The organism is Gellertiella sp. DMC107, assembly GCF_056313605.1.
This window is the reverse complement of sequence record NZ_JBQUZZ010000005.1, coordinates 256,949-279,428: the sequence shown is the minus strand read 5'-3', so window position 1 is coordinate 279,428 and position 22,480 is coordinate 256,949. Positions and strand designations below refer to the sequence as shown.

The 22,480-nt window shown below is 65.5% G+C and carries 22 protein-coding genes and 1 riboswitch; of the genes, 12 read left to right on the top strand and 10 right to left on the bottom strand.

From position 1 onward, the window contains the following. Positions 1-31: 31 nt before the first annotated feature. A complete protein-coding gene (locus ACT54B_RS17545) occupies positions 32-1,030 on the top strand; it encodes an NAD(P)H-quinone oxidoreductase (RefSeq protein WP_476046705.1) in 999 nt (332 codons plus the stop codon). Positions 1,031-1,044: 14 nt separating this feature from the next. Here ACT54B_RS17545 and ACT54B_RS17540 read toward each other — a convergent pair whose 3' ends face one another. From ACT54B_RS17540 to betI, 7 genes are all read right to left on the bottom strand, one after another. Then, positions 1,045-2,325, bottom strand: coding sequence for an NRAMP family divalent metal transporter (locus ACT54B_RS17540; RefSeq protein ID WP_476046703.1), 1,281 nt, complete (start codon positions 2,323-2,325; stop codon positions 1,045-1,047). A 31-nt stretch (positions 2,326-2,356) separates the two neighbouring features. After that, positions 2,357-3,796: an MFS transporter gene (locus tag ACT54B_RS17535; RefSeq protein ID WP_476046701.1), complete on the bottom strand. Its 1,440-nt coding sequence runs from the start codon at positions 3,794-3,796 to the stop codon at positions 2,357-2,359. Between the two features lie 82 nt (positions 3,797-3,878). Beyond that, the gene (locus tag ACT54B_RS17530; RefSeq protein ID WP_476046700.1) at positions 3,879-4,706 is read right to left on the bottom strand and encodes an energy-coupling factor ABC transporter ATP-binding protein; all 828 of its coding nucleotides are present in this window, start codon (positions 4,704-4,706) and stop codon (positions 3,879-3,881) included. After that, positions 4,703-5,443, bottom strand: coding sequence for a cobalt ECF transporter T component CbiQ (gene cbiQ, locus ACT54B_RS17525; protein ID WP_476046698.1), 741 nt, complete (start codon positions 5,441-5,443; stop codon positions 4,703-4,705). The genes ACT54B_RS17530 and cbiQ overlap by 4 nt, the downstream gene beginning before the upstream one ends. Further along, on the bottom strand, positions 5,443-5,757 hold the full coding sequence (locus ACT54B_RS17520; RefSeq protein WP_476046697.1) for an energy-coupling factor ABC transporter substrate-binding protein: 315 nt from the start codon (positions 5,755-5,757) through the stop codon (positions 5,443-5,445). The genes cbiQ and ACT54B_RS17520 overlap by 1 nt, the downstream gene beginning before the upstream one ends. A gap of 3 nt (positions 5,758-5,760) precedes the next feature. Next, on the bottom strand, positions 5,761-6,429 hold the full coding sequence (locus tag ACT54B_RS17515; protein WP_476046695.1) for an energy-coupling factor ABC transporter permease: 669 nt from the start codon (positions 6,427-6,429) through the stop codon (positions 5,761-5,763). 72 nt (positions 6,430-6,501) lie between these two features. Then, a riboswitch (cobalamin riboswitch) is annotated at positions 6,502-6,721 on the bottom strand. 78 nt (positions 6,722-6,799) lie between these two features. Further along, positions 6,800-7,390, bottom strand: coding sequence for a choline-binding transcriptional repressor BetI (gene betI, locus ACT54B_RS17510; RefSeq protein ID WP_476046694.1), 591 nt, complete (start codon positions 7,388-7,390; stop codon positions 6,800-6,802). A 200-nt stretch (positions 7,391-7,590) separates the two neighbouring features. Here betI and choX point away from each other — a divergent pair, with 200 nt between their 5' ends. The 5 genes from choX to ACT54B_RS17485 all read left to right on the top strand — a co-directional run bounded on the left by choX (position 7,591) and on the right by ACT54B_RS17485 (position 13,383). Then, positions 7,591-8,499 (top strand): choline ABC transporter substrate-binding protein, encoded by a 909-nt coding sequence (choX, locus tag ACT54B_RS17505; protein ID WP_476046893.1) that lies wholly within the window; start codon positions 7,591-7,593, stop codon positions 8,497-8,499. Next, positions 8,496-9,308: an alpha/beta fold hydrolase gene (locus tag ACT54B_RS17500; protein WP_476046692.1), complete on the top strand. Its 813-nt coding sequence runs from the start codon at positions 8,496-8,498 to the stop codon at positions 9,306-9,308. The genes choX and ACT54B_RS17500 overlap by 4 nt, the downstream gene beginning before the upstream one ends. An 85-nt stretch (positions 9,309-9,393) precedes the next feature. Then, positions 9,394-10,401, top strand: coding sequence for an asparaginase (locus ACT54B_RS17495; protein WP_476046690.1), 1,008 nt, complete (start codon positions 9,394-9,396; stop codon positions 10,399-10,401). A 184-nt stretch (positions 10,402-10,585) separates the two neighbouring features. Beyond that, on the top strand, positions 10,586-11,299 hold the full coding sequence (locus ACT54B_RS17490; RefSeq protein WP_476046689.1) for a hypothetical protein: 714 nt from the start codon (positions 10,586-10,588) through the stop codon (positions 11,297-11,299). A 155-nt stretch (positions 11,300-11,454) separates the two neighbouring features. Next, on the top strand, positions 11,455-13,383 hold the full coding sequence (locus tag ACT54B_RS17485; protein ID WP_476046688.1) for an O-linked N-acetylglucosamine transferase, SPINDLY family protein: 1,929 nt from the start codon (positions 11,455-11,457) through the stop codon (positions 13,381-13,383). 123 nt (positions 13,384-13,506) lie between these two features. On the opposite strand, the gene ACT54B_RS17480 is transcribed toward ACT54B_RS17485, so the two are convergent. The 3 genes from ACT54B_RS17480 to ACT54B_RS17470 all read right to left on the bottom strand — a co-directional run bounded on the left by ACT54B_RS17480 (position 13,507) and on the right by ACT54B_RS17470 (position 16,662). Beyond that, positions 13,507-14,166: a glutathione S-transferase family protein gene (locus tag ACT54B_RS17480; protein ID WP_476046686.1), complete on the bottom strand. Its 660-nt coding sequence runs from the start codon at positions 14,164-14,166 to the stop codon at positions 13,507-13,509. 110 nt (positions 14,167-14,276) lie between these two features. Then, on the bottom strand, positions 14,277-15,233 hold the full coding sequence (locus ACT54B_RS17475) for a LysR family transcriptional regulator (RefSeq protein WP_476046684.1): 957 nt from the start codon (positions 15,231-15,233) through the stop codon (positions 14,277-14,279). A 73-nt stretch (positions 15,234-15,306) separates the two neighbouring features. Continuing rightward, positions 15,307-16,662, bottom strand: a complete 1,356-nt coding sequence (locus tag ACT54B_RS17470) for a TIGR03808 family TAT-translocated repetitive protein (protein WP_476046683.1) — start codon at positions 16,660-16,662, stop codon at positions 15,307-15,309. Between ACT54B_RS17470 and ACT54B_RS17465 the strand changes: the two genes are divergently transcribed. The 6 genes from ACT54B_RS17465 to ACT54B_RS17440 all read left to right on the top strand — a co-directional run bounded on the left by ACT54B_RS17465 (position 16,653) and on the right by ACT54B_RS17440 (position 22,389). Next, positions 16,653-16,811 carry a hypothetical protein gene (locus tag ACT54B_RS17465; RefSeq protein ID WP_476046681.1) on the top strand — a complete coding sequence of 53 codons (159 nt, stop codon included), beginning with the start codon at positions 16,653-16,655 and terminating at the stop codon, positions 16,809-16,811. The genes ACT54B_RS17470 and ACT54B_RS17465 overlap by 10 nt on opposite strands. A 131-nt stretch (positions 16,812-16,942) precedes the next feature. Continuing rightward, a complete protein-coding gene (locus ACT54B_RS17460) occupies positions 16,943-19,240 on the top strand; it encodes a sensor domain-containing protein (protein ID WP_476046679.1) in 2,298 nt (765 codons plus the stop codon). Between the two features lie 85 nt (positions 19,241-19,325). After that, a complete protein-coding gene (locus ACT54B_RS17455) occupies positions 19,326-19,913 on the top strand; it encodes a TMEM175 family protein (RefSeq protein ID WP_476046677.1) in 588 nt (195 codons plus the stop codon). Positions 19,914-20,325: 412 nt separating this feature from the next. Then, positions 20,326-21,351 (top strand): fatty acid desaturase, encoded by a 1,026-nt coding sequence (locus tag ACT54B_RS17450; RefSeq protein ID WP_476046675.1) that lies wholly within the window; start codon positions 20,326-20,328, stop codon positions 21,349-21,351. A gap of 355 nt (positions 21,352-21,706) precedes the next feature. Continuing rightward, positions 21,707-21,916, top strand: a complete 210-nt coding sequence (locus tag ACT54B_RS17445; protein ID WP_476046673.1) for a cold-shock protein — start codon at positions 21,707-21,709, stop codon at positions 21,914-21,916. Positions 21,917-22,068: 152 nt separating this feature from the next. Next, positions 22,069-22,389: a hypothetical protein gene (locus tag ACT54B_RS17440; RefSeq protein WP_476046672.1), complete on the top strand. Its 321-nt coding sequence runs from the start codon at positions 22,069-22,071 to the stop codon at positions 22,387-22,389. The last annotated feature ends 91 nt before the right edge of the window (positions 22,390-22,480 follow it).

Here is a 22,480-nt window from a genome sequence, read left to right as displayed (position 1 = left end):
AAACAGACAAGGCTTGAGGAGGCCAGATTTCATGACCCTTCCCCAGGAAATGACCCATGTTGCGCTCGATGCGCCCGGTGGGCCGGAGGCGATGCGGATGGCGAGGGGGCCGTTGCCGGTCCTGAAGCCCGGCGAGATCCTTGTCCGCGTCGAGGCGGCGGGCATCAACCGGCCGGATGTGCTGCAGCGCAAGGGCGCCTATCCGCCGCCGAAGGATGCAAGCCCGATCATGGGGCTCGAAGTGGCGGGTGAAGTGGTCGCGGTGGCAGAGGGTGTCGCAAGCTTCCGGCCCGGTGACCGGGTCTCAGCGCTCGCCAATGGCGGCGGCTATGCGGAATATTGCGCCGTCCCCGCCACCCAGGCGCTCCCCTTTCCCAAGGGCTATGATGCGGTCAAGGCGGCCGCGCTGCCGGAAACCTTCTTCACCGTCTGGGCCAATCTCTTCCAGATGGCCGGGCTGACGGAGGGTGAAACGGTCCTCATCCATGGCGGCACGTCCGGCATCGGCACCACGGCGATCCAGCTTGCCCGGGCCTTCGGCGCGGAGGTCTACGCGACCGCCGGCACGGCCGAGAAATGCGCCGCCTGCGTGACGCTCGGCGCGAAGCGTGCCATCAATTACCGCGAGGAGGATTTCGCCGCCGTCATCCGCAACGAGACGGAAAAGGGCGGCGTGGACGCGATCCTCGACATGATCGGCGCCGCCTATTTCGAAAAGAACATCGCGGCGCTCGGCAAGGATGGCTGCCTCTCCATCATCGCCTTCCTTGGCGGTGCTGTGGTGGAAAAGATGGATCTGACCCCCATCATGCTGAAGCGGCTGACGATCACCGGCTCGGCCATGCGCCCGCGCACGGCGGCCGAAAAGCAGGCGATCCGAGACGAGCTGCGCGACGAGGTCTGGCCGCTGCTCGAAAACGGCACGGTTGCCCCGGTCATTCATGCGGTCCTGCCGTTCGCGGACGTCGCGAAGGCCCATCGCATGATGGAAGAGGGCCACCACGTCGGCAAGATCGTGCTGACGCTTTAGGGCGAGACGCGCGCTCAGGAAAACACGAAGAAGGCCGCGGAGGCCGCCGCCATGGCGGCGGTCGCCAGCCAGCCGGCAACGGCGAGAGGCGGCTTCAGTGTCAACCGTCCCATGACGCGGCGGTTGGTGGCGATCATCATCATCACCGCCATCAGCGGGGCGGAGAGAAGGCCGTTGACGACCGCGCTCCAGTAGAGCGCCTTGACGGGATCGATCGGCGAAAGGCTGATGGCCACGCCGCCGGCGGTGGCGAGCGCGATCACCCCGTAAAAGGCTTTCGCCTCGCGCGGGCGGCGGTTCAGTCCTTCCACCCAGCCGAAGGTCTCGCTGACCGCATAGGCGGTCGATCCCGCCAGAACCGGCACGGCGAGAAGGCCGGTCGCGACGATGCCGAGCGCAAAGAGGGCGAAAGCGAGATCGCCGGCGATCGGCCGCAGCGCCTCGGCGGCATCCGCCGAGGTCCGGATGTCGGTCACCCCATGCGCATGCATGGTGGCGGCAGCGGAAAAGACGATGAAAAGCGCGATCAGGTTCGAGACGCCCATGCCGGTGATCGTGTCGAAACGGATGCGGGCGAGCTCGGGTCCGGCACTTCTCGGCGTGATGCAGAGCGGCTTCACATGCCGCCGGTGCAGCTCCTCCACCTCCTGTCCCGCCTGCCAGAAGAACAGGTAGGGGCTGATCGTGGTGCCAAGCACCGCCACCAGCGCCATCATGTGGTCGCGGTCGAAGGTCAGGCGCGGGATGAGCGCACCGGACAGCGCCTCGCCGACCGGCAGCTTCACTGCAAAGACCACCGCCACATAGGAAAACAGCGACAGCGTCGCCCATTTCAGAAAGCCGGCATAGCGGTCATAGGGGATGAAGATTTCCGCAATCACGCAGATCAGGCCGAACAGCACCGTATAGACGAGCGCCGGCCCGCCGAGGATCAGCTTCAGCGCCGCCCCCATGGCGCCGAGATCGGCCCCGAGATTGAAGACATTCGCGACGATCAGCAGCAGCACCACGGACCGGAGCAACGCTTTCGGATAATGGCGGCGGAGATTCTGGGCGATGCCCACCCCGGTCACGCAGCCGATCTGGGCGCTGACGGCCTGGATGGCCGCCATCAGCGGAAACGAGAAGACCAGCGCCCAGGACAGACCGTAGCCGAATTGCGCGCCCACCTGCGCATAGGTGGCGATCCCGCTCGGATCGTCGTCCGCAGCACCCGTGACCAGCCCCGGTCCGAGGCTTTTCAGGAGGCCGGGCTTTTCCGGCAGGTCGGCGGGTTCGTGGTCGCTATGGTTCATGGCCCTCTATACCCAAAGCCCGCGCAAACGGCTAGGCGGCGAGGCGGCGCCGCAAGGCCAGCCCCGACAGAACGGCCGCCGCAGCCGGCAGGGCAAACAGCAGGAACAGCCAGTGGGCGGCGCTGCGATTGCCTTCGAGGCCGCCGGGATCGAGGAGGCCGGTGGAATTGACGATCACGCCGGCCAGCGCCGCGCCGAAGCCGGAACCGAGCGACTGCATCATGGTAATGGCCGCGGAGGCGCGATCCTTCTCGTCGTCCCGGGCCAGCCGGATGACCAGCGCGACCAGATGCGACCAGCCGAGCCCCACCCCGGCGCCCATGAAGAAGATGCCGACCGAAACGGCCGTCAGCAGAAGAAGATCCCCGGCGGGATCGGCCTGCGCCATGGAAAAGGTCAGGCTCGCCGTGCCCACCGTCTGGATGACCGCGCCGATCAGGATCGAGGCAAGCGCCCGGTTGCCGGTGTAATGGGTGGTGAGAAAAGCGCCGCCCGTCCAGCCGAGCGCCACCAGCGCCACCAGATAGCCGGAGAAAAGCGGCGGCACGGCGTGCAGTTCCTGCAGGAAATAGGGGATGTAGACATCCGCAGACAGCACCAGCAGCACTAGCATCATGAAGGCGTAGATAAGGCCGAGCGGTGTGGAAAGCCGCGTCGCCCCTTCCGGAAACAGGCGCACGGGAAGCAAACGCTCGCTCACCACCACGCCGATGGCGGCCGCAATGGCAAGACCGAACCAGACCGCGCGGCGGGTTGCGTCCTCGGCCGAGCCCGCCAGCGACAGCAGCACCACCGCGGCGACCATCAGGAAGATCTGCGGCAGCGCCACGCGAATTTCGCCCCGGTCGTCAGGTGCGGCGGGCAGCAGGCGCGGCGCGGCAAGCGCCATCACCAGCGTGAAGGGCAGGGGAATGGCGAAGGCGAAGCGCCAGAGCGAGCCCGAGGCGAACAGGCCGCCGAGCGACGGCCCGATGAAGGTGGCCGCGCCCCAGACAGCGGCATAGAGCGTGCCCGCCATGTTCCAGAGCCGTTCGGGATAGGCGTGACGCACGAAGGCATAGCCGAGCGCGACGATGATGCCCGCGCCAAAGCCCTGCACGCCACGCCCGGCAATCAGCAGCGGCATGCTGGGAGCAAGGGCGGCAAACAGGCTGCCCGCGCCGAAGAACAGCGCCCCGATGACATAGACCGTCCGGAGCGAAAGCCCGCGCGGCCGGGCCGTGATGAAGACCGAGCCGAGCAGGGAGAAGGCGACGAACAGCGTGGTCGCCCAAGCAAAGAGATCGAGCCCGCCCACATCCCGCACCACCGAGGGCAGCACGGTAATGGAAATATAGACCTCGATCGCATGCAGCGCGACCCCGCCGCCGAGCATCAGCGTCGCGCCCAGATAGCGCGGCGCGAAGATTTCGGTAATGCGCGAGCGGGATGCGTGTTCCCTTGCCTCGCCGGTCGCCGGCCTGTCGTCCATGAGCGCGATTCCCTGAGCTGTCAGGCAACCTGTCTGGCGCGATTGCGGCAGTCTGGCAAGGTGCGGAATCTGGCCGCGCCCCTCAGCCTCTCGGCAAGGTGCCGATCAGGCCCACCAGATCTTGGACGGAACGGGGCAGATGCCCGATCACGCCCGCGCCCTTCAGCGCAGCGGCAATCTCCTGCACCATGGCGGGCCGAAGCCCGAGCCGGGTGAGCGCCGCGCCATCGGCAAAAACGGTCTCCGTCGGGCCTTCGAGCGCGATGCGGCCGCGCGAGAAGACCACGGCTCTTTCGGCCCAGCTCCAGGCGAGATCCATGTCATGGGTGGCGATCACGATGGCCGTCCCGCGCCTGTTCAGGGCGTCGAGCGCATGCATGAGTTCGCTGACCCCATGCGGGTCGAGACCGGCGGTCGGCTCGTCCAGCAGCAGCACGCGGGGCTCCATGGCGATGACGCCGGCAATCGCGGCCCGCTTCTTCTGCCCGAAGCTCATGCGGTGGGTGGGGGTCGCTGCCAGATCGGCAATGCCCATCGCCTCCAGCGCGGCCGCCACCCGGCGGCGGATCTCCGCCTCCGGCAGACCCATGTTGGACGGGCCGAAGGACACGTCTTCGGCGACCGTGGCCGCAAAGAGCTGGTCGTCCGGGTCCTGCATGACGAGGCCGACGCTGGCGCGCAGCCGGGCAAGGCCCTTGCGGTCGTGGCTGATGGCCTCGCCGTCGAGCCGCACCGTGCCTTCCGCCGGCTTCAGGCTGCCGTTCAGCAGCTGGAAAAGGGTGGACTTGCCGGCCCCGTTGACGCCGAGCAGCGCCACGCACTCACCGCGATCGATGGAAAAACCGACGCCCGAGAGCGCCGGCGGCGCGCCCGGATAGGCAAAGGAAAGGCCTTTCGCCGACAGGATCATGCAAACCTCCCGACCAGCAGCAGGCCGGCAAAGGCGCTGACCGTCGCCGCCATGCGGAAGAGGCGGGAGGGCTCCTCGGTCGTCAGGAACACGAGTCGCCCCTCGTAGCCGCGCGCGCCCAGTCCGGTTTCCAGCCGCTGCGCCCGCGAGAAGACCCGCGGCAGCAGCGCCGCCAGCAGCAGACCGTGCGAGGTGAGAATGCCGCGGAAATTCCGGTGCCCGAGCCGGCCTTTCAGCGCCCGCTCGCCGCTTTCCAGACAGTCGAGCGTCAGCCAGATCATCCGGAACATCACGAGCGCGATATCGGCAATATGCGGGTTCAGGCCGCGCCGCTCCAGGAAGGCGATCAGCCGGGTGAGCGGCGTCGTCAGCGCCAGCAGCAGCAGGGCGGAAATGGAGGCAAGCGCCGTCACGGCAAAGCGTGCAGCCATCAGAAGGTCTTCCCGGCCTGCCAGGCCGAGAACGGGGCCACCGGACCAGGAGAGCGTCACCGCCTGGGCCAGGACGCCCGTGGCGATGAAGCCTGCCGGAACGGCAAAAGCCTTCAGGTAATCGCGCGCCGGAATACCGGCGCCGAAAAGGGTGAGCAGGGCCATGATCGCCAGGATCACGAGCTTGATCGCCAGCGCCGTCGACAGCACCGCCACCAGCATGGCGGAGAGGCTGAGCGCGAGTTTTTCCGCCGTTGGCACATGGCGCCAACGGCTCGTATGGGCGGACCGGTCGATGAGGCGCATCAGTGCGCCTGTTCGACGGATGTCTTCGATGCGCGATGGCTGTCGCCCCGGGCGGAGCGTCGGCCGAAATAGAAGCCGATCAGGCCGGCGCCAAGCGCGGCCTGCAGCGCAAACAGCAGGCTGGCCACTTCGCCGCTCGGCGGCTCCCAGATCGGGGTGAACCAGGGCTGGTAACCGGGATTGATCTCGGTGATCAGCGCGGCGGCATTGTTGTCGGCGCCGTTGAACTGGGCGGTGCCGCCCCGGTGGATGAAGAGCGGCGCGGCGGCCAGCGCGCCCACGATGGACAGGAGGATGAGGTTCTGCTTCAGCATGGCTCAGGCCTTTCCGGTCACGGGGCCGAGCGCCTTCAGCTCATCGGCGGAATAGCGCGACAGAAGATTCATCACGACCACGGTCAGCAGACCCTCGCTGACCGCAAGCGGCGCCTGGGTGGGTGCGAAGACCGCGAGGAACTTCACGGCCGCCCCGGTGACGCCCGAAACCGGATCGGGGAAGGCGAGCGCCAGCTGCAGCGCGGTGACGCAATAGGTGGCGAGATCGCCGAGCATGGCGGCGAAGAACACCGCGACCGCCATGGAAGCCCCCGCCTTCGTGAGGCCGCGATAGAGGCCATAGGCGATGAAGGGACCGGCGATCGCCATGGAGAAGACGTTGGCGCCCAGCGTCGTCAGACCGCCATGGGCGAGCAGCAGCGCCTGGAACAGAAGCACGATGGTGCCGAGCACGGCTGTCACGGACGGGCCGAACAGCGTGGCCGAGAGGCCGGTGCCGGTCGGATGGGAGCAGCTGCCCGTCACCGACGGGATCTTCAGCGCCGAGAGCACGAAGACATAGGCCCCGGAAGCGGCCAGCAGCATCTTGGTTTCTGGTTTTTCCTCAAGCGTGCGCACGATCTTGCGGGCGCCATAGACGACGAAGGGGAGAGAAAGCGCAGCCCAGCCAAGGGCATGGCTCACCGGAAGGTAGCCTTCCATGATATGCATCGGACAACTCCTTTGCCCGCGCCACCCGCGCGGGGCCAGTCAAAAGGATGGTTCCCTGTCGGGAAATCCCATCCCGGGTTGCCGAAAGAGGCAGGTCTCCTGGCTTGCGGGTCGTCGCTCGGTCCGCCTTATCGGCACGCCTGTCGCGCCAATGGCATGGTTGGACGTCGCTCTCCGCTCACAGTTGCGGGGGCAGCCACGGTCTCGGTCCCTGATGGGTAATCCTCACCGTGTTCCCTTTTCATCCGCCCTCCCGTCCGGTGTGGGCAGAACCGTCTTTCGTAGTCACGTCGCGCGAACCTTCGGGTCCGCGTTTCCGCATCCCTCCTTCATAGGAGAAGTTCCAGCCGATTGCAATCTGCGCTTTGCGTCATGCGGTGACGGTGGCAGGCACAAGCCCGTCGACATAGCGCCAGACCTGCCGCAGCGCCGCATCCCGGTCCATCGATCCGGCGCCGAGCCCCAGGCGCAGCCAGAGGCCGTCGATCAGCGCGCTGAGGCCGGCGGCGATGTCTTCCGCCTCCTGACGCGGCACGAGGCCGGCCAGCGCCGCCACCAGATTGGAGTGGAGCCGCGCGTGGAACACATGCTGAAGCCGCGCCAGCTGCGGCTCGCGCGGCACTTCCGCCACCAGCGAAAGCCAGGCATGGCTGATTTCCGGCTTGAAGAATTCCGGCTCGAAATTGCCGAGCAGCACCGCTTCGAGCCGCTGCCGGGGCGTCGTGGCCGTCTTCAGCCGGGCGACGACCGCCCGGTGCAGGGCCGCGTTCGCCTCCCGCATGGCCTGCTCGAAAAGCTCCTGCTTGTTGCGGAAATAATGCAGCACGATGCCCTTCGATGCCCCCGCATGCGTGGCCACCTTTTCCAGCGTCGTTCCTGCCAGGCCCTCCGTCTGCAGCACCTCGAAAGCCGCCTGCCGCAGTTCCCGGCGCCGGATCTCGCTGATTCTCGAAAGCTTCATGGCCGCCCTGCCTCTGCTCTGTGCCCCTGCCTCCTTCATCGACAATTCGTCCGGAAAGATCAACTGTTGACCGGCGGGTCAATTTAATATCCAATGAGACAAAATGATGGGAACGGCGGTGCGCCGCAGAAAAGGAGATGTCGATGAGGGGGCAAACGGAAAAGGGTCGAAGCGGGCGTGGCCTCGTGCTCGCCGCAATCATGGCAGGGGTTCTGGCCGGGGCGGGCGCCGCCCGGGCCGCCGAGGCTGAAAGCTGCAAGGCGGTCCGCATGGCCGAACCCGGATGGAACGATCTTGCCTTCACCACCGGCGTCGGGATGACGCTGCTGAAGGGGCTCGGCTATGAACCGTCCTCGTCGCTTCTCGGCGTCGATGTCATCTATCTCAGCCTGAAAAACCGGGATCTCGACGTTTTCCTCGGCTATTGGGATCCGGCCATGATCACCTATGCCAAGCCCTATCTGGCGGATGGAACGGTAGAGACGGTGGCCACCAATCTCACCGGGGCGAAATATACCTTTGCCGTGCCGACCTATGTCTATGAGGCCGGCGTCCACGACTTCGCCGATCTGCAGGCCTTCGCCGACCGCTTCGAACGCAAGCTCTACGGCATCGAGCCGGGTTCCAACCAGCTGATGCTGGATGCCGTCAACGATCCCGCGCTTGGCCTGAAGGGCTGGGAAGTGGTGGAATCCTCCGAGCAGGGCATGCTGGCCGAGGTCAAGCGGCATGCGAAAGACAAGAGCTTCATCGTGTTCCAGGGCTGGGCGCCCCATCCGATGAACACGGACATCGACATGAAGTACCTCACCGGCGGCGACAAGTTCTACGGCCCGGATTTCGGTGCGGCCACCGTCAGCACCCAGGTGCGCAAGGGCTTTGCCGGGGAATGCCCGAATGTGGCCAAGCTGCTTTCCAATCTCCGCTTCGATGTGGATTTCGAGAATCGCGGCATGGGCTACCTGATGAATGACGGCCTGCCGCCCGAAGAGGCCGCCGCCCGTGCCATCAAGGAGGAGCCGAAGCGGCTGGAAGCCTGGCTTGCGGGCGTCACCACGCTCGACGGCAAGCCCGGCCTCGAGGCCGTCCGCGCGAGCCTTGGCCTGTGACGCCGATAGAGGCCGATCTCTGGCGGGCCTCCAAGCAGCGGTTGGTGCTGCCCGATGGCCGCGCGCTTGCCTATGTCGAGCAGAAAGGGACGGGAAGGCCGTGGATACTGATCCATGGCTATTCCGATACGAGCCGCAGCTATCAGCCGCTCCTGCCGTATCTGGCCGGCCGATGGCTGCTCGTTCCCGATCTTCCCGGCCATGGCGACAGCACGGCCCCCGGCGCGCTCAGCCTGAAGGGCCTCGCCGACGATCTCCGCCATCTGGCGGCCCATGCGGGCGCAGTTCCGGCTGTGGTCGTCGGCCATTCCATGGGCGCGCTGCTGGCGCTCGAAATGGCGTCACGGGCGATCTTCCCCGACATGAAGGTGGTGCTGCTCGCCGGCACACCCTGGCCCGCCTGCACCGGGCTGGCCTTTCTCGACGGGGTGGACGACTTTCCGGACCCGCCCGGCTTCGGATCCCCCTTCTTCGACAGCTGGTATGAAAGCCCGATGCCGCTCGATCCGCGTTTTGTCGCCTCTGTCCGGCAGGAGGCCGCGGCCATGCCGAAGGAAACCTGGCTGGCCTTCCGGCAGCTGATCGCCACGACCGATCTCCGCTCCCGCCTGTGCGGTGTCTCCGCGCCGGTCCTGGCCCTGTCCGGCGCTTGCGATCCCCTCTTTCCGCCGGCCCATGCGGCGCTGCTGGACGCGGGCCTTGCCCGGCGCACGGTGATCCGCCTCGAGGGGCACGGCCACAATCCCCATTGGGAGGATCCCGCCCGCATGGCGTCGCTGATTGCGGATTTTGCGGCGGAAGGCCGCTGAAAATTGTGCCCGGGACAGCAAAATCCGTTTCGAAATCCTGCGCCCTGCGCTATTTCGGAGGCCCGTCTTGCCAAGGAGGCCCCCTATGACCAATCCGGTTCTCGTCGAAGTCACCCGCGGTTCGCTGGTCGAAAGCCGCCATCGCGGCATGGTCGTGGCGGTCGATTCGGAGGGCAGGGTGGTCTTTTCCGCCGGTGCGGTGGACAGCGCGGTCTTCCCGCGCTCGGCCTGCAAGGCCATGCAGGCGCTGCCGCTGGTCGAAAGCGGCGCGGCCGATCATTATGGTTTCGGCAAGCGGGAACTGGCGCTCGCCTGCGCCTCCCACAGCGGTGAGGACGATCACGCCGCGCTTGCGGGTGCGATGCTTGCCCGGGCCGGGCTCGGCGAGGAGGTGCTGGAATGCGGGGCGCACTGGTCCTTCGACCAGGGGCCGCTGATCCATCAGGCCCGGACCTTCGACCGGCCCACGGCGCTCCACAACAACTGCTCGGGCAAGCATGCGGGCTTTGTCTGCGCCGCCTGCCACACGGGCATGACCGTGGAAAACTACGTCACCTACGACCATCCGCTGCAGGCCGAGATTCGCGGCATCATGGAGAGCCTGACCGGCGCGGTGCTCGCCCATGACAATTGCGGCACCGATGGCTGTTCCATTCCGACCTATGCCGTGCCGCTCGACGGGCTTGCGCGCGGCTTCGGGCGGATGCTGACCGGCCGCGGGCTGGAACCGCTCCGGGCGCGCGCCGCCCGACGGCTCATCGACGCCTGCATGGCCGAACCCTTCTACGTCGCCGGCACCCGCCGCTTCTGCACGGAGCTGATGGAAGCGGCACCGGGCAAGATCTTCGCCAAGACCGGTGCCGAGGGCGTCTATTGCGCGCTGCTGCCCGAACAGGGCATCTCGATCGCGGTCAAGTGCGAGGACGGCGCCGGCCGCGCCGCCGAATGCATGGTGGCGGCAAGCCTTGCCCGCTTCTTCGAGCCGGGCAGCGAAACGCGCCAGACGCTTCTCTCCATGGCCAACCGCACCATGCGCAACTGGAATGGCATCGAGGTTGGACAAATCCGCGCAGGCGCGCTCCTGCTCGGCTGAGGCCGTTTGGCCAAGGCTTTATAAACACTGATGAATCCGCACGACCAGCGAAGCGGGCAGTGCGATTCCCTGCTGTGAATCTTAAGCGAAGCTTTACCATTCATGATTAATTTCAGAGATTGTAATACGTCTATTTTGTAAGGGAACTCCGAAATCAGTTCGGGGCGACAAGGGACCGGATACCATGTTTGCGGGACGTTACATCTGGTGGCTGCTGACGACGGCCGTGTTGCTTTTTCTGACCATCGTGGTTTTCGATTTCCTCGTGATGGTGGCGCTCGGCTTTTCCGATTGCCATCTCCGCGAAGGCAGCTGCTACCTTCTGAGCGGCTGGTTGATGGGGTCCTTGAAACAGACGCTGGTCGGGATCGCCGCAGGGGCGGTGCTGCTGGTGATCGTCATCCGCATCCTCTATCTGCGCCTTCTCTGGTTCTGGCTCGTGCCCGTCTTCGCCTGGGCCGCCGCGACGGCGAGCGCCGTGCTTGCCTATGATCCGCTCTGGCGCGACGGCGCCGATTACAGCGATCTCCTGCTGCTGCTGCCGCCCGGCACCTTTGCCTTACTGGCGCTGGCCCTTTTTCTCTGCTTCCCGCTGGAGGAGGAAGACGACGGCTACCGCGGCCGCCCGGCGCCCATCGGCATTCTGGCAGGCTTCATGGCGCTCATGTGCGTGCTGCACACCTATGCCACCGCGACCGGCCTCGCCAGCTTCGTGCTTTCGCTGAGCAACGGTCCCGAACCGGCCGTGACGCTGGAAAACATTCGCCGCGTGCTGGCCATCGCCCTTCTCGTGGCCAATGGGAGTCTCATTCCCGGCTTCCTGATGACCATCCTTTTTGCCCTCGCGCTGGCCTTGCGGGTGCTGCGGCACGAGCGCATCGTGTCGGGGCAAGTCTGAAATTTCGCCAGTTTCGTGCAAGTCGGAAAATGATAAACAACCCCTGTTCAAATCCCTGATTTGAACGTGTTTTTTTCGATTTGCGGTTGCCGGTCACCGCGCGCGGGCCGGGGGCGGCGACCGCCGTCGTGTTCCGGCCGGAAGGGCTTTTGGACATGAACCAGACCTTGAAGGAGGCCTTCGCGGCCTATCAGGCAGGGCGCTATCAGGAGGCGCTCGACCGGATCGGCGAGACCTATGCCCGCACCGGCGCCCGCAGCCAGGAATTGTGCTCCCTCGAAGGCAATTGTTACCTGCGCCTGGGGCAGGGCCTGCAGGCGGCGGAATGCTTTGCGACCGGAGCGAAGCTTCCGGGTTCCAATGCCGCCATGCTGGCGAAATTTGCCGTCGGCCTCTTCTCCCGGGCCGGCGCGCGCCGCCGGATCGCCGATTTCGGCCCCGACGCGGTGGCCCTCAATCCCGACGAGCCCGCGCTCGCCTTCGATCTGGCCGAGGCGCTGTTCAGCGAGGGGCGCTTTCACGAGGCGGCGGCTCTGGCGGGCGCACTCGACCGCACCAATCCCCATCACTTCGCCCTGATCGTCAACTGCTTTCGCCTGACGGGCCAGTTTACCCGGCTGGCCGAAGAGCTGGAAGCGGCCTGTCGGCGCGACCCCGGCGATGCGCTCGCCGCCATATCCCGCTTCGTCGTGGCCCGCGAAGTCGCGGATTTCCCGGTGGTCGAAGCCCATGACCGTCTGCTCGGTTCCCGGACCGACCCCGAACGTGGTCCGCTGACCGATGGCGAGCCGGCCATGGCCCGCCTGCTCTGGGCCCTGACGGACCGGGCAGCCAGCATGCCGAACGGCGATTCCATCCGCCTGGCGGCGGAAGCGCCCGCACCGGCCCGTCGCTCCGTTTCCGCGGCCGGGGAAAAGCTGCGGATCGGCTATCTCTCCTCGGATTATCACGAGCATGCCACCATGCGCCTGATCGAGGATGTATTCACCCTGCACGACCGGGATGCCTTCGAGGTCACGCTGTTTTGCCATACGGAACCGGCGCAGCGGCTCTGGCAGCAGCGCAACCTGCCGCCGGATATCCTGTTTTCCCTTGTGCATGTGGGCTTTATGGACGATCGCACCGCCGCGGCGGAGATTGCAGCCCGCGGCATCGATATTCTGGTCGATCTGAAGGGCCATACGATGGGCGCGCGGCTCGACATCGTCAAGCGTTCGGATGCGCCGGTAAAGGCAACCTTTCTCGGCTTTCCGGGCAGCGTGATGGGGGCGGGGCTGGACTATGCCATCACCGACCCCATCGTCACGCCGGATGCGGCCATCCCCTATTTCGAGGAAAAACTCTGCCGCCTGCCCGAGACCTACCAGCCGAACGGCAGCCTGCGGCGACCCCTGCCGCCCTTCGCAAACCGCGCCATGGCAGGGCTCCCGGCGGATGCCTTCGTCTTTGCCTCGTTCAACGCCATCCAGAAGATCACGCCCGGCTGTTTCGAGCTCTGGTGCCGCATCCTCAAGGCCGTGCCCGGATCGGTATTCTGGATCTTCGCCGAGCGCAGCGAAGCCCGCGCCCATCTGATGGCGGCCTTCCGGCAGGCCGGCATTGCCGACGAGCGCATCGTCTTTACCGGCGGCATTCCCTATGCGCAGCATGTGGCCCGCCTCGGCCTGGCCGATCTCGGTCTGGACAGCTTTCCCTATAACGGCCACACCACCACGTCGGACATGCTCTGGGCCGGCCTGCCGTTGCTGACGATGAGGGGGGAGGCCTTTCAGGCCCGCGTGTCGGAAAGCCTGCTCCGCGCCGCCCGGCTCGACGGCCTGGTGGCCGATGATCCGGAGGATTTCGTCCATCGCGCCGTCTCGCTCGCCGCCTCGCCGGACCGGATCGCCGCCCTGAAGGCGCAGATCGAGGAAAACCGCTTCCGTGCGCCGCTCTTCGACAGCGAGCGCTTCACCCGCCATCTGGAACGGGCCTATCGCCTGATGGCCGATCGCGCCCGCGCAGGCCTGCCCGCAGCACTGATCGACGTCCCCGCTCTCCCGCCCCGTATCGGCCCCTTCTCGGACCGCCAGCGCGGGGGGTGAGGCTTCACAAGCCGGAAAACCCTGCCGAAGCCGTGCTCCGTCAGGTCGTTCTGGCCGGCCCGTCATCCGGGCCGGCATCGGCAAACCGGGCAGGCACCACGCGCCTGCTTCGATCCCGCAGGCCTATTCCGGTTCGCCGAGGCGGGTTTCCATCATGGCGCGGAAAGCGGGGCGGGATTGGCAGGCGGCGATCCAGGCCTGCACATGCGGCGCCTCGTCGAACAGGGCCTGCTGCGACTGGGTGTAGCGGAAGACTTCCGCAAGGTTGAGATCGGCCACCGTGAAGCGGTCGCCCACCACATGACCGGTCGAGGCGAGCTGGCGGTCGAGCACGGCGAAAGCCTTGCGGAGCGCGCGGCGGGCGATCGCGATGGTCGTCTTGCCGTCTTCGGTATTCTCCGCGCCCGCATCATAGGTGAGCACCAGCTTCACCGCATGCGGTTCCACCTCGTTGGCGGCCCAGAAGCTCCAGCGCAGCATCTCGCCCTCTTCCTCCAGCGTGGCGGCGGAAAGCGGACCGGGATGCTTGCGGGCGAGATAGAGGTTGGTGGCGAGCGATTCCGTCAGCAGCAGCCCGTCATCCGTGACCGCGGGGATCTGGCCCATGGGGTTGATTGCCAGAAATTCCGGCGAGGCGGTGTTGAGCGGCGCTCCCGGCGCCATCGGGTCGCTGACCCGGCGCGCCTGGATGACAGGCACGGAGCGGAATTCGAGGCCAAGCTCGAGAGCCATCCAGTAATTGCGCGAGGCGCGCGAGCGGTAAACGCCGTAGATCGTCAGCATGAAGAACTCCGTTGGGAAGGGACGCCGGACAGTAGCGGCCTTCCTTCCGGCAAAACATCGCCTTCGGGTGACAGGAGGATGAATTCCGCTGATGATTGCGAAGTGGACCGTCAGTCCACCCCGCATTCGGGGGAGCGTTCGGCCAGCGGGCCGAGAATGCTGAAGATCTTCTCCCGCATCCAGCGATGGGCCGGGCTTTCCTCGTTGCGCCGGTGCCAGGTCGCCACCAGCAGCGGCGCCGGAACGGGAATGGGCGGGGTGAAGAAATCGAGCTGCATGTCGGCGGCAAAGCGGTCCGCCACATGCACGGGCACCAGCGCGATCAGATCGGTGCAGCTCACGGTCCGGCATATGGAAAAGAAGAAGGGCAGGGTGACGGCCACCTGGCGGCTGCGGCCTATTCGCCCCAGCGGCCCTTCGGCATCGGCCCCGACATTGCCTTCCGGCGAGAAGATGACGTGGCGGAGGGCGCAATAGAGGTCGATCGGCACCGCCTCCCCGGGGGCGATCCCGGCTTCCGCAAGGGCCGGATGGCCCCGGGCGGCGACGATCGTAAAGGGCGAGCGCAGCAGGCGGCGGCGGATGACCCAGTCCGGAACCGCCTGCTCGGGATGCAGCGCAATATCCGCCTTGAACTGTTCGAGGCTTTCCACATAGACGTCGCGCACCAGATCCACCTGATGCAGCCGGATACCCGGCGCCTCGCGGGCCAGCACGGCCGCCAGATCCGGCATCAGCGTTTCCGCGAAAAAATCCGCCCCGGCAATGCGGAAGCCGAAACTGGCCCGGGCAGGATCGAAGGCGGTGCCGATGGACAGCAGCGATTCCATCCGCGCCAGTTCCTCGCGCAGCGGAACCGCCAGCATCGCCGCGCGCTCGGTGGGCACGATCCGGGTGCCCTGCCGCACGAAGAGTTCGTCGTCGAAGGCAAAGCGCAGCCGTCCGAGGGCTGCCGAAACCGCCGGCTGCGAGAGCCCCAGCCGCTCCCCCGCCTTCACGGTCGATCCGTCCCGCAAGAGAGCATCCAGCACCCGGAGCAGGTTGAGATCGAATGCGGTGAAATCCATGCGGTCCGGCTCCTCTTGCATCGATACTCTATTAGGTGACGCTCACCTTTGCAATGCGGGGAATTGACAATCGTCAAGACAGGATGTTGCGCTCCACCGTCACGCCCGGAAACCGTTCGGCCCCCTCGATCAGCTCGCCGCTCGCCTGATCGTTCCAGCGGAAACCGGCAATCGCCGCGCCCGGCGTCGCCGAGAAGACATTGCCGGAAATCAGCGCGCTGCCGGCCCCTTCCGCGACGCTGACGGCGCAACCGACCGGGACGGCGCGAACCATGTTGCCGGAGGCCGCGACATTGCGCAGATAGGGACCCCAGCCCAGCAGCAGGCCCCATTTTTCGATCGTATCCAGCGCATTGCCCGAAATCACCGCATCCGCCTCGGCGCTGATGCCCACCCCGAAGCCGCCGTCGCTGGCGGGGTAGGGGCCCGGCCCGGCAATATTGCGCACGATATTGCCGGTAATGCTGGCCAGCCGGCCGCCCTCGTTGAAATTCACCACCGAAATGCCGTTCGCCGCGCCATCCACCGTGTTGGCGGAAATGACCGCCCCTTCGAAGGCAAATTCGCAATAAAGCGCGGTCTCGCCCGAACGCAGGCACTGGTTGCCGGTGATCGAGATGCCGGAGGCGCTGTTGGCGCGAATGGCGGAGAAGGCGCAGTCGGAAACATGGTTGGCCGAAACGATCACGTTCCCGGCGCGGAAAACATTGATCCCGTTTCCGTTCTGCCCGGTGCCGCCGGACCGCGCCGCAATCCGCTCCACCCGGTTGCCGGTGATCAGCGTGCCGTCTTCGGCGGCCGTGTAGCGGTGAACCAGTATGCCGCCATTGCCGCACCCGTCCACCCGGTTGTCGCGGATGACGAGGCCCCGGCTTTCCGCCGCGAAGATGCCGGCTTCCGCCGCACCGGACAGATGGCAGCCGGCAATCCGCCCGCCGCATCCCTCCAGCCGGATCGCATGGGCGGCCGATCCCAGAATGACACAATCCTCGATTTCCACCTGCTCGACCGCATTGAACTGCAACAGCGCGCCGGCGGCATCCGCCAGCCAGCGATTCGCCCCGTCGATCTCGATCCCGCAAAGCCGGATGCGCCGGGCATTGGCGGCGGCAAACAGATGACCCTCGCCGGTATATTCGATGCGGGTGCGACCCGGCACGCCGTTGATCTCCGTATTGTCGGGCAGGTCCAGATTGGAGACGCGATAGGTTCCGGGCGGCAGGAAGACGGGCTTGCCGCGCGCCGCGGCCTCTGCCAGCACCTTCTGGAAGCGGCGGCTGCCGCCGGCGGGAGGCGCGGTTGCCGCGACCGGCTGGAAGGCGTCCAGCGCGCCCCGCAGCGGCCGATCGTCCCGGAAACCGGCAGCGCGGGCCGGCAAGGCGGCCAGCCCCGCCAGGGCGGAGGCAAGGAAGAGGCGGCGTGTCGACATGGGACGGCTCCGGCATTTCGGTGGTCTTGCCGATTGTCATGTGCAATCGCCGTGCCACCGCCGCCCGTGCCATTTCGAGACGACCGGCCGGCGGCAAGCGGCGCGCGCCGGCGCCCCTTTCCCGCGAAAAGTCGCTGACGCGATTTTGATGGCGATACGTGAAAGTTAAGTCTCGCACAAACAATGGTTTGAATATAATAATACACACAGTTTCGTTTCGCGGTTGTATCCCGGTCTGCTGGCCGAGGCGCGGCGGCCAAAGCCAGGAAAGGGACGGAGCATGCACAAGGTCGGGGCTACGAGCATGGACGGAGGCGTCGCGGACGAGTTGTCCGATGAAAGCCGTCTTCTGCTTTCCCTCGCGGGTGCGCGGATCGTCACGGAAAGCACGGAACTGCTCACCGCGGAGGTGGATTTCCTCCGCTCGGTTCTCGAGCAGCTTCCCGCCCAGATTTTCGTGAAGGACCTGCAGAGCCGCTTCCTCTTCGCCAATCAGGCCACGTTGCGCCGGCTCGGCATGTCTTCCTTCAGCGAGGTGAAGGGCAAGACCGATTTTGCCTTCTATGGCCCGCAGGACGCCCAATCCTTCTACGATCTCGAACAGCAGGTGATCCGCACCGGCATTCCGGCCATGAACCACGAGGAGAAATTCGTGGGCGAGGACGGACTGCCCTCCTGGCATCTTTCCTGCAAGCTGCCGATCCACGATCCGGCGGGCGAGGTGAACGGCATCGTCGGGTTCTCGCTGGATATCACCGAGCGCAAGCGCCAGGAAATGCTGCGCCGGGGCCAGTCGGACCTTCTGGAAATGATTGCGCGGAGCGAGCCGCTGCCCTCCATCCTGGAGGCGCTGGTGCTGCTCATCGAGGCGCAGCTTTCGGGTATTTTCGGCTCGATCCTGCTGCTCGATGCGGAAGGCCGGCATTTGTACAAGGGCGCCGCCCCCAACCTGCCGGATGCCTATAACGACCGAATCGAGGGCGTTGCCGTCGGCAACATGGTCGGCTCCTGCGGCACGGCGGCCTGGTCGGGCAAGCCGGTCTTCGTCAGCGACATCATGAACGATCCGCGCTGGGCGAATTATCGCGGGCTGGCGGCCGCCTTCGGCTTCCGCTCCTGCTGGTCCACGCCCATCATCGCGCAGCACAATCATGTGCTGGGCACCTTCGCGCTCTATTCCTTCGAAGTGCGCGAGCCCACCTCGGAAGAACTGTCGCTGATCAGCATCGCCACCCATATTGCCGGCATCGCCATCGAGCGCAAGCGGGCGGAAGACCGCATCCGCTATCTCGCCCATCATGACAGCCTGACCGGCCTGCCGAATCGCGCCGCCTTCATGGACATCATGGCCGAGACCTTCAACCAAGCCCGCCATACCAAGCAGCACGTGGCCGTGGTCTATATCGATCTCGACAATTTCAAGCAGGTCAACGATACCCATGGCCACCAGGCGGGGGACCTGCTCCTGTCGGAATTTGCTGCCCGTCTCGTGCAGTTCAAGCATGGCGGCGACCACGTGGTGCGCCTTGGCGGCGACGAATTCGTGATGCTGTGTCTCACCAAGCCCACGGACGAGCGGGCCTTCATTTCCCGCCTGCACCAGTTGCGCAAGATGCTGGCCGAACCGATCCGCATCGGCGAGGGTGAGGTGGTCACCACGGCCAGCATCGGCGTCGCCCTGCATCCCCGCGACGGCGCCACACCGGAAGCGGTGCTGGCCAGCGCCGATGCCGCCATGTACCGCTCGAAGGAAATGGGTCGCGATACCCTGTGCGTCTATGACGGGCCGGGCAATTTCAAGATCAGCCGCGACATCGGCCGCGAAGAGGAACTGCGCCGCGCGGTCGAGAATGGCGAGCTTTTCCTCGAGTACCAGCCGCGCGTCGACATGATGAGCGGTCGGATCCTCGGGCTGGAGGCGCTGGTCCGCTGGCGGCACCCCAAGGAAGGCATCGTGCCGCCGCTGCAGTTCATCCCGCTGGCCGAGGAAACCGGGCTGATCCTGCCCATCGGCAACTGGGTGCTGAAAACCGCCACGCGGCAGGCCAAGGCGTGGCAGGACGCCGGCTTGCCGCCCGTGGTCATGGCGGTCAATGTCTCCGCCCGGCAGTTCTGCGATCCTCTCTTTCCCGATCAGGTGGAACAGGCGCTGGCCGAAAGCGGTCTTTCCGCCGAATTCCTGGAGCTGGAACTCACCGAATACACGCTTCTCGGCAATGTCCGGGGCGCACTTGCGGCCATGAATGCGGTGAAGGCGCTCGGCATCCGCCTGTCCGTCGACGATTTCGGCACCGGCTACGCCAATCTCGACATCCTGCGCGACCTGCCGATGGACATGCTGAAGATCGACCGCTCCTTCGTGGGCGCGCTGCCGGGCGACCGGGCCACCCGCGCCATTGCCGGCGCGGTCATGTCGCTGGCCCGCGACCTGAAACTCTCGGTCGTTGCCGAAGGGGTGGAGACGACCGAGCAACGGGATTATCTGCGCGCCGAAGGCTTCGCCGAAGCCCAGGGCTTCCTCTATTCCGCCCCCATCGGCGCGCCGGAAATAGAACGACTTCTGGGAGCAGCCTGCTGAAGCGGTACGCGCCGCAGTTTCCTTTTTTCTTGCGTCATGTCAAATATGCAACCGGACGCTGGGAAACGAAGGGCAGGGGGCGCGCATGGCAGAGGGTAAACGGATGGGCAAGGGCCGGGTGGAGGCCTTTTCCGACGGGGTCGTGGCCATCATCATCACCATCATGGTGCTGGAGCTGAAGGTCCAGCATGGGGAAACCCTGTCGGCCATCCTGCCGCTTTATCCGGTCTTCCTGTCCTATGTGCTGAGCTTCGTGCATGTCGGTATCTATTGGAACAATCATCATCACATGTTCCATGCGGTCACCCATGTGCGCGGCGGGGTGCTGTGGGCCAACATGCACCTGCTGTTCTGGCTGTCGCTGGTGCCCTTCACCACCGGTTTCATGGGCGAAAACCACTTCGCACCCTTCCCGGTGGCGCTCTATGGCGTGAACCTGCTGCTGTGCGGGGTGGCCTATTTCATCCTGGCGCGCCTGCTGCTGAAGCATCACGGGCAGGAGTCCGATCTCGCCCGCGCCATCGGCCGCGACCGCAAGGGGGTGATCTCGGTGGTGCTCTATGCCATCGCCGTCGCGGTTGCCTTCGTGGCGCCGATCCTCTCCATGGCTCTCTACACCGCCGTGGCCGCCCTCTGGTTCATCCCGGACCGCCGCTTCGAGAACGCGGCCTGAGAAACCCGCGGGCTTCCGGGGGAAGACACCGCCGGTTAGCCCCCTGAAGAACGGCAAAGATCGAACAGCCGACACGGGCACCCTTTCGCGGCTACGGCGTTTCCTGTCCGTAAGCGGATCGAGGCCGGATGGGCGCTTGAGCGGCTCCCGGCCGATCTGTTCTGCGGGCGTGCAGGTCGCCTGTCCGGATCGGAGAGGAAGATGTCCCGTTTGGGGCACGCTTTGTCCATCGGAGGGGAAAACTTCGGAAAGTCCGGATTGCAATACGGGCTTCTTTAGTGCCTATGGCGGGAACCAGATCCGCGGGGGGCGGGCAAACGTGTCCGGCAGCGAGCCTGGATGCGAAAGCCGCATGCTCGCGCGGGTGCCAACGAAACAGCAGAAGTGCTATTGGGAAAGTCGGATTTTCAGAATGAACAACATTGCGTCAGAAGCAGCCAGTGCAAAAGCCTGGCCTGCCGCACTTGCCGGGTACCGGGAAGCAAGAATGGGAACGGCGGCCTGGGAACTGGGCGTCACGCTTCTTCCCTTTCTGCTGTTTTGGACATCCACCCTGCTGCTTGTCCACTTCGGCTACTGGTTCGGCCTGATCCTGATTGTTCCCGCTGCCGGATTTCTTGTTCGCCTGTTCATGATCCAGCACGATTGCGGACATGGCTCCTTCTTCGGCCGGCGCTTTGTCGACGACTGGACCGGACGCATCCTGGGCGTCCTCACGCTCACGCCCTTTGATTGCTGGCGGCGCGCGCATGCAAAGCATCACGCCTCGGCCGGCAATCTCGACAATCGCGGTGACGGCGACATCACCACCTATACGGTCCGCGAATATCGGGCGCTGTCCCCCCGTGCACGGCTCGGTTACCGGTTGTACCGGCACCCGCTGGTGATGTTCGGCATCGGTCCGGCCTGGGTGTTTCTGTTCAAGCAGAGACTGCCGCTCGGCATGATGCGGGAAGGCAGCCTTCCCTGGCTTTCGAGCATGGGCACCAATGCCGCCATTGCCGTGCTCGTCCTTGCCGTCGCCTGGGCAGTCAGCCCGCTGGCCTTGCTGGTGGTGCATCTGCCGATCGTTCTTCTGGCCGGGCTGGCTGGCGTATGGCTCTTCTACGTGCAGCACCAGTTCGAGGATACGCACTGGTCCCGCCCTCCGGACTGGCAGTTCCAGCAGGCGGCACTGCACGGTGCGTCGCATTACGTGCTGCCGCCGGTGCTTCGCTGGTTCAGCGGCAATATTGGCGTGCACCACGTTCACCATCTCGCCAGCAGGATCCCCTATTACCGGCTGCCGGAGGTGCTCAAAGATCATCCGGAGCTTGCCGACATCAACCGCATCACGATCCGGGAAAGCCTGCGCTGCGTGCCCTTGACCCTCTGGGACGAAGAGTCCGGAAGGCTCATCTCCTTCCGCGATGCGGCAGCCCTGTCAGGGCGGGCATAACCGGCGGCGGTCGCTGCCGCCCTTTGGCATCGGCGGACGGAGTAAGCCCGGTCGCAAGCGCGGGAGAAGTCCGTTCCAGACCGGGCTTGCGGCCGGTTGAGCCGGTCGGCTGGCCGCAGCGCCCGCGTGTCGCGAAGGGGAGCGGTTGCTCGTGCGGCGCGCGATCCGAAAATCAAAAGTTGACAAAGCGCTCGGGAATACCTATCTCCGGTTCATCGATATTTTCTTGCCGAGCTTTTGGTTATCGCGCGCCTGGCACCGCGCCTTGAACGAACCCTCCCTTTAAAACCGTCGTTATCCTCCACCGCCGCGCCTCTGCGCAGCGGGTATCGCAATTGCTATGAAAGGGTTCATCATGACCACTGGCACTGTAAAATGGTTCAATTCCACCAAGGGCTTCGGCTTTATCCAGCCCGATGACGGCGGCGCCGACGCCTTCGTGCACATCTCGGCTGTAGAACGCGCCGGCATGCGCGAACTGGTCGAAGGCCAGAAGATCGGCTTTGACCTCGAGCGCGACCGCAAGTCGGGCAAGATGTCTGCCTGCAATCTTCAGGCAGCCTGACTTTGTCTATGCTCTGCGCTGACCACGGATGTACTGGCAGTATCGGAGCATAAACCGGATAAGGTCAGGCGGTTGCCTGACCTTTTTGCATTTCACGACCGCAGCTGCCAGATTTGTTGCTTCCGGCTCTCTGCTTCAAGGATGTCGATTACATGAGTACTGACCGCAGGACGAACGCATTGCCCGAAATCGCTCTCACGCCGGCGCAATCGCGCGCGTTGAAGCTGGCGAAAACCGGCGACCTCTACGCCAACGGCAGCAATGGCTGGACGTTGAAGGATGCTGTGGTCACCTATGCCCGCAATGACCGGTTCAAGGAGCGCCCGCGGAAAGTGGTCGTCGTCAACGAAAAAACTATCAACGAATTGCGCGATTGCGGTTTCCTGCAGGGACCGGCCGTCGCTGCGGAAGCGGGCAGTGTGCCCTACAAGATCACGATGCCGGGCAAGATCTGGCTACTGCAGAACAAATAGACCGGCAGCGGCGCAGAGAGCGCCGTTTCATGTCTTCGATTTTTTGCGGATGCGTCCGAGACCCATCCAGCCTGCGGCCGCCATGGGCGGG

Bases quoted from the DNA above. Each gene is read 5' to 3' on its own strand.
- ACT54B_RS17540 (WP_476046703.1), bottom strand. From the start codon at position 2,325: ATGAACCATAGCGACCACGAACCCGCCGACCTGCCGGAAAAGCCCGGC.
- ACT54B_RS17530 (WP_476046700.1), bottom strand. From the start codon at position 4,706: ATGATCCTGTCGGCGAAAGGCCTTTCCTTTGCCTATCCGGGCGCGCCG.
- ACT54B_RS17470 (WP_476046683.1), bottom strand. From the start codon at position 16,662: ATGTCGACACGCCGCCTCTTCCTTGCCTCCGCCCTGGCGGGGCTGGCC.
- ACT54B_RS17445 (WP_476046673.1), top strand. From the start codon at position 21,707: ATGACCACTGGCACTGTAAAATGGTTCAATTCCACCAAGGGCTTCGGC.
- ACT54B_RS17535 (WP_476046701.1), bottom strand. From the start codon at position 3,796: ATGGACGACAGGCCGGCGACCGGCGAGGCAAGGGAACACGCATCCCGC.
- ACT54B_RS17455 (WP_476046677.1), top strand. From the start codon at position 19,326: ATGGCAGAGGGTAAACGGATGGGCAAGGGCCGGGTGGAGGCCTTTTCC.
- ACT54B_RS17515 (WP_476046695.1), bottom strand. From the start codon at position 6,429: ATGCATATCATGGAAGGCTACCTTCCGGTGAGCCATGCCCTTGGCTGG.
- ACT54B_RS17490 (WP_476046689.1), top strand. From the start codon at position 10,586: ATGTTTGCGGGACGTTACATCTGGTGGCTGCTGACGACGGCCGTGTTG.
- ACT54B_RS17460 (WP_476046679.1), top strand. From the start codon at position 16,943: ATGCACAAGGTCGGGGCTACGAGCATGGACGGAGGCGTCGCGGACGAG.
- ACT54B_RS17450 (WP_476046675.1), top strand. From the start codon at position 20,326: ATGAACAACATTGCGTCAGAAGCAGCCAGTGCAAAAGCCTGGCCTGCC.
- betI (WP_476046694.1), bottom strand. From the start codon at position 7,390: ATGAAGCTTTCGAGAATCAGCGAGATCCGGCGCCGGGAACTGCGGCAG.
- ACT54B_RS17485 (WP_476046688.1), top strand. From the start codon at position 11,455: ATGAACCAGACCTTGAAGGAGGCCTTCGCGGCCTATCAGGCAGGGCGC.
- ACT54B_RS17545 (WP_476046705.1), top strand. From the start codon at position 32: ATGACCCTTCCCCAGGAAATGACCCATGTTGCGCTCGATGCGCCCGGT.
- ACT54B_RS17495 (WP_476046690.1), top strand. From the start codon at position 9,394: ATGACCAATCCGGTTCTCGTCGAAGTCACCCGCGGTTCGCTGGTCGAA.
- ACT54B_RS17440 (WP_476046672.1), top strand. From the start codon at position 22,069: ATGAGTACTGACCGCAGGACGAACGCATTGCCCGAAATCGCTCTCACG.
- choX (WP_476046893.1), top strand. From the start codon at position 7,591: ATGGCAGGGGTTCTGGCCGGGGCGGGCGCCGCCCGGGCCGCCGAGGCT.
- ACT54B_RS17520 (WP_476046697.1), bottom strand. From the start codon at position 5,757: ATGCTGAAGCAGAACCTCATCCTCCTGTCCATCGTGGGCGCGCTGGCC.
- ACT54B_RS17475 (WP_476046684.1), bottom strand. From the start codon at position 15,233: ATGGATTTCACCGCATTCGATCTCAACCTGCTCCGGGTGCTGGATGCT.
- cbiQ (WP_476046698.1), bottom strand. From the start codon at position 5,443: ATGCGCCTCATCGACCGGTCCGCCCATACGAGCCGTTGGCGCCATGTG.
- ACT54B_RS17480 (WP_476046686.1), bottom strand. From the start codon at position 14,166: ATGCTGACGATCTACGGCGTTTACCGCTCGCGCGCCTCGCGCAATTAC.